6 protein-coding genes are annotated in these 5,043 nt (G+C 70.7%); 5 read left to right on the forward strand and 1 reads right to left on the reverse strand.

The annotated features are described in order from the left end of the window. Window positions 1–158 precede the first annotated feature (158 nt). Window positions 159–440: a transposase gene (locus ACFV6I_RS19165; RefSeq protein ID WP_380426483.1), complete on the forward strand. Its 282-nt coding sequence runs from the start codon at window positions 159–161 to the stop codon at window positions 438–440. Here the strand turns inward: ACFV6I_RS19165 and ACFV6I_RS19170 are convergent. After that, window positions 433–1,383, reverse strand: coding sequence for a TetR family transcriptional regulator (locus tag ACFV6I_RS19170; RefSeq protein ID WP_380426485.1), 951 nt, complete (start codon window positions 1,381–1,383; stop codon window positions 433–435). The genes ACFV6I_RS19165 and ACFV6I_RS19170 overlap by 8 nt on opposite strands. Window positions 1,384–1,791: 408 nt before the next feature. Between ACFV6I_RS19170 and ACFV6I_RS19175 the strand changes: the two genes are divergently transcribed. The 4 genes from ACFV6I_RS19175 to ACFV6I_RS19190 form a co-directional block, all read left to right on the forward strand. Further along, window positions 1,792–2,775 (forward strand): hypothetical protein, encoded by a 984-nt coding sequence (locus ACFV6I_RS19175; RefSeq protein WP_380426487.1) that lies wholly within the window; start codon window positions 1,792–1,794, stop codon window positions 2,773–2,775. 142 nt (window positions 2,776–2,917) lie between these two features. Then, window positions 2,918–3,619, forward strand: a complete 702-nt coding sequence (locus tag ACFV6I_RS19180) for a chitinase (RefSeq protein WP_380426489.1) — start codon at window positions 2,918–2,920, stop codon at window positions 3,617–3,619. Between the two features lie 16 nt (window positions 3,620–3,635). Further along, window positions 3,636–4,442 (forward strand): thaumatin family protein, encoded by an 807-nt coding sequence (locus ACFV6I_RS19185; RefSeq protein ID WP_380426491.1) that lies wholly within the window; start codon window positions 3,636–3,638, stop codon window positions 4,440–4,442. Window positions 4,443–4,530: 88 nt separating this feature from the next. Next, a partial coding sequence (locus ACFV6I_RS19190; RefSeq protein ID WP_380426493.1) for a glycosyl hydrolase occupies window positions 4,531–5,043 on the forward strand: 513 nt, incomplete at its 3' end.

A 5,043-nucleotide genomic window follows, 5' to 3' on the forward strand; every position in this document is an offset into this window, starting at 1 on the left:
CCAGGAACCAGTAGTGGTATTTCACCGACACGGGCCAAATCGTGAACGCCTGGAACGGGCACTGCCTGGACGCAGACCCCGCACCGGCTTGAGGTTCCCCCGAGGTGCGGAAGGTTGCCGGACATGGCCTGATGGACCATGAGAAGGGAGTCTCTGTCATGGCTGCACCGATGAAATACCCGCCCGAGTTGTGGCAGCGCGCTGTTCCCGCGTACCGGGCTACCGATCCGAAGCCCGTGATCCGGCAGATGGCCCGCGATCTCGGAGTTCACCACGAGGCCCTGCGGAACTGGATCCGTCAGGACGAAGCGGACCGGGGCGAGCGTGACGACCGGCTGACCACCATGGAGAAGGAGGAGCTGGCCGTTCTGCGCAAGGAGAACGCCGAGCTTCGCCGGTCCTGCGAGATCCTCAAGGCCGCCTCAATGCCGCTCAGTTAAGCGCATACCCGTGCATCACTGGCGGTTCGGCGATGAGGATCTGGCAGTCAGCTCTGATGGACGGGCTGGGTTGGTCACGACGTTTCGGGGCGTATCTGCTCCTTGAAGGTCTGCGCTGGCGGGGGCACTGCCGGAGCCCACGCTTGGGAAACCTGTCGCGAAGGAGTTCGTCGAGGAAGTCATCGCGCTCCTGCCGTTGCTGCCGTGTGGTGAGTAGGGCTCTGGGGCGGGCCGCGGACGGCAGCGAGCAGCTCGTGGCCCCCGTGCCCGGAGTGGGCACGGGGGCGGTGAGGTGGCCGGCGCGGCTGCACACCCTGGCGGGCGGGGACGCGGGCGGCGATTTCTGGTACTGGCGGGCGGTGGCGCGTGATGCGGCGGTCCTCCCCAAGGTGGTGGAGGTCGCGCATGCGCTGCTGGATCCGGTGATGGCCGAGTTGGTGTGGCGGGACAGCGGGACAGCGGGGCCGGGCGGCCCCGGGCGCTGCCGGCGGACGGGGCGTTCTGCCGGCGGCTGGGCGAGCGGGTGGGGCGCCGGCGGCTGGGGCCGCTGGTCGCGGTCGACTTCGACGGGCCGCTGACTGCCTGGATGGGCGCGCATCCGGTCGACCGTGTCGGCGACGATGTGGCGGATGGCCGGGTTGGTGGTCGCCTCGCCCCAGGTCTGCACGCCGGCCCGGGCCTCGGCGGGGTCGGGCGGGCTGTCGCTCGCGGCGTACTCACCGAGGGCTTCGGCGCGTTCGGCGAGCAGCGCGTGGGCGGAGGCCTGGACCAGGTCGGCCTTGCTGCGGTAGTGGGCGTAGATCGAGCCGGCCGAGAGGCCGGACTCGGCCGTGATGTCGGCGATCGAGGTCCGCTCCAGGCCGTTGCGGCTGAAGCATCGTACGGCGGCCTCGGTGATCTGGGTGCGCCGGAGTTCTTTGCGTGTGTCGGTGAGCCGTGGCACTGCGCCCTGTGTCAAGAAGAATTGACGTTCTGCTGGCGGAGGGGGCTGTACAGAATCTCTGCTCTGTTTTGGTGCGGGGGCGGGTCTGCGGGGGCGGGTCGCGGGTGGACGAGCCCGGCCCGGGAAGCGGCCCGGGGGGTGTGCTGCCCGTTCCCGTGAACGGGGCCGGGCGCCTGGGCATCGTGGCGCGGGGGCGCCGCGGTGCGCGGCCTAAGGTCCTTGGAGCGTTGGCGATCTGACGGTCTGTCGGTTCATTGGCACGGCGACTAACGTACGGGTGCAGACTTGATGACGCTTCGTCACCAAGTACCGCCGTGGGTCCGCCATGGCCTGCGCAGTACGGACGGGACTCCGTGCCCGGACGCACCCACACCTGCCGAAGACGTCCATCGTGCGACTGGAGGCCTCATGAATCCCCTCTCCGTTTCCCGCCGGCGGCGCCTGCGCGCTTGCGGCGCCGCGTGCGCCGCGATGGCGTGTGCCGTCGCCCTCGGTGCCGCGACACCGGCGCACGCCTTCAGCGGGGGCAACCACGAGAAGATCACCCGGGCCGCCCTGGGCCCGGGCGGCTGGCACCCGAACTCGCTGACGGCGATGGCGGACGGGAACTCGGGCGCGATCGTCGCCAACGACCACGGCGAGTACTTCGGCATCGGCAAGCTCCACTGCGACAACGCCGACTACCTCGACCCCCGGTACGACAGCCGCTACCCCCGCACCCGCGAGCAGTCCAACGCCGAGATCATCGACTGCGTCGAGGGCTCCATCGACCACGTCAAGAGGGCCGTGGCCGCCGCGGACCGGCTGGTCGACGCGAACGGGCGCGTCATCGCCGCCCAGACCTCCATCTCCCCGGCCTGCTCGTGGAACGACCGGCCGGGACGGGCGAAGTGCGAGGTGCTGGAAGACCTGGGCCGCGGCTGGCACCAGATCGAGGACTTCTACGCCCACAGCAACTGGATCGACCAGGCCGGCCCGGGAGCCATCGGCGTCAAGAACCCTCCCGGCCTGGGGCGCACCGACCTGCCCGCGTTCTTCTCCATCAGTCGTTACAGCTCCATGAGCAGGGCGGACTGGGTCAAGGACGCCACCGGCCACATCCCTCACGACCTGGCGACGGGCTGCTATCCGGACCGCGACCACAGCGGGACGGTTTCCAACTGCACGGGCCGCGTCACTCATGACGGGGTCCTGAACAAGGACACGAAGGACAGTCCGCGCTCGGTCGTCGCCCACAACTTCGACCACGCCTACGACCTCGCCGTCAAGGACATCGCACGCCAGTGGAAGGACTTCAAGAACGAGCTTCAGCACAGGTATTCGAACAACGGCCGGGCACAGGCGATGATCTGCGCCATCACCCACGACCACCCGGACAAGACCTGCTCCTGACACACCACCGCGGCGCCGACCAGGCCGGCCTGAACGACCCGAACGGCCAGGCCGGCCCGAACGGCCCGACCACACCCGCCGGTGGGAGCAGGAGACCGGCGGACCCGATGTCCCGCACTGCGCAACGGGAGGAAGGCCCCGCGTGTCCCCTCGACGCACAGCCCCGAGGATCGCCGCCGCGGCGACGGCCGTATCGGCGATCACCCTGCCCACCTGTGCCCACGCCACCGGCCTGTCGACGGCCGCACCGGCACACGCGACAGCGGCGGACCGGGCCGGCTTCGTCATGGACAAGGCCCAGTCCGACCGGATGTCCCCGAACAGGGACCGGTTCCACACCTACGACGCACCGGTCGGCGCGATGAGCGCCTACCCCGGCTTCACGCACACCGGCAACGACGCGCTCAAGCGGCGGGAGGCCGCGGCCTTCCTGGCGAACGCCAGCCATGAGACCGGCGGCCTGCGCCACGTCGTGGAGCAGAACACCGCCAACTACCCGACGTACTGCGACACCGCCCGCCCCTACGGGTGTCCGGCGGGACGCGCGGCCTCCTACGGACGAGGGCCGCTCCAGCTCGGCTGGAACTCCACCTGCAAAGCGGCGGGGGACGCCCTGCACATCGACCTGCTCCACCACCCCGACCTGCTCCAGACCAACCCCCGGATCGCGTGGAAGAGCGCGCTCTGGCACTGGAACACCCAGTCCGGCCAGACGATCCGCAGCATCAACGGCGCCGTGGAGTGCGACGGCAGGAACATCGCCGAGATACAGGACAGGGTCAACCTGTACCAGCGGTCCGCACGCGTCCTCGGCACCTCCCCCGGCACCAATCTGACCTGCTGAACGGAACGGAGAAGTCATGCGCGGATTCCTGACCAGACTGTTCGTCGCGGCGGCCGCCGCCGCACTGACCGCGGTACTGCCGAGCGCGAGCGCGGCGACGGGCGCGACCGTCACGGGTGTGGCAGCGCCGGCCCGCACCGCGACGGTCGCGGCCGCCGCGGTCAACCACACGGTGACGTTCGTGAACCACTCGTCGCAGAAGCTGTGGATCGGAAGCGGCGTCAACGCCGACGGGTCGAAGCAGTTCACCCGGCTACCGGTCCTGGCTCCCGGCCAGTCGGCGACGGTGACGATCCCCGAGACCACCGCCCCGTTCCACTGGCGTGGGAAGTTCTTCGCACGCCAAGGATGCGGCGGGACCCCCGGCAGCACCTTCCACTGCCAGGTGGCCGACTGCGGCCCGGCCGCCGACCACTGCACGACGGGCGAACAACCCGCCAGCCTCGCGGAGTTCAACTTCGACGCCAAGGACGGCGCCGCCCCCTGGTACGACGTGAGCTACGTGAACGCGTTCTCGCTGCCGATCACGATCACTCCGGTGAACGCCACGACCCCCGCCGGCGGAGGCTGCGACACACGGGGCTGCGCAGCGAACCTGCTGCCCTACTGCCCGCCCGCCGACCTGACGCGCGGGCCGGACGGCAAGCCGATGCTGTGCACCAACCCCAGCCGGGACACCCCCAGCAGCTACAGCCGCGCGCTCAGCGCGAAGTGTCCCAAGGCCTACACGTGGTCCAAGCAGGACCAGACGCCGGGCAACAAGGTGATGCAGCAGTGCAGCCGCTGCAGCGGCTTCACCGTCACCTTCGGCCCCACCGCGTGAGCCACCCGCCCCGGACCCCGGCCCCCAGACTCCAGGGCCACCGCGGCCCCGTCACGACCGCGACCGCGCGACCGAAGAGAGGAACGCCTTGCCACGCCGAATGCGCCTGTTCACCGCCCTGCTCGCGGTACTCACCTGCCTCACCGTCGGCAGTACGGCCGACGCGACCGCCGCTCCGGCGAAGAAGAAAGGCGTGAGCGCCTGGAACTTCACCGACGTCACCAAGGCGCTGGCCGACTCCAGGGCCGGCTGGTTCTACACCTGGGCCTCGGACCGCCAACAGATCAAACCGCCGGCCGGCGTCGAGTTCGTCCCCATGATCTGGGGCGCGGGCTCGGTGACCGACGCACAACTGCGAACAGCCAGGCAGGAAGGCACGACCCTGCTCGGATTCAACGAACCCGACCTGCCGGCACAGGCCAACATGAGCGTGACCAGGGCCCTCGACCTGTGGCCCCGGCTCCAATCGACCGGGATGCGCCTGGGCGCACCCGCGGTGGGGGGGGGGGGGGGGGCCCCCGGGGGGGGGGGGGGGCCCGGGGGGGGGGGGGGCGCCCCCCCCCCCCCCCACCACGGGGTGCGGCCCCCCCCCGCGGGGGGC

It is taken from the genome of Kitasatospora sp. NPDC059803, assembly GCF_042732255.1.
Lineage (GTDB): Bacteria > Actinomycetota > Actinomycetes > Streptomycetales > Streptomycetaceae > Kitasatospora.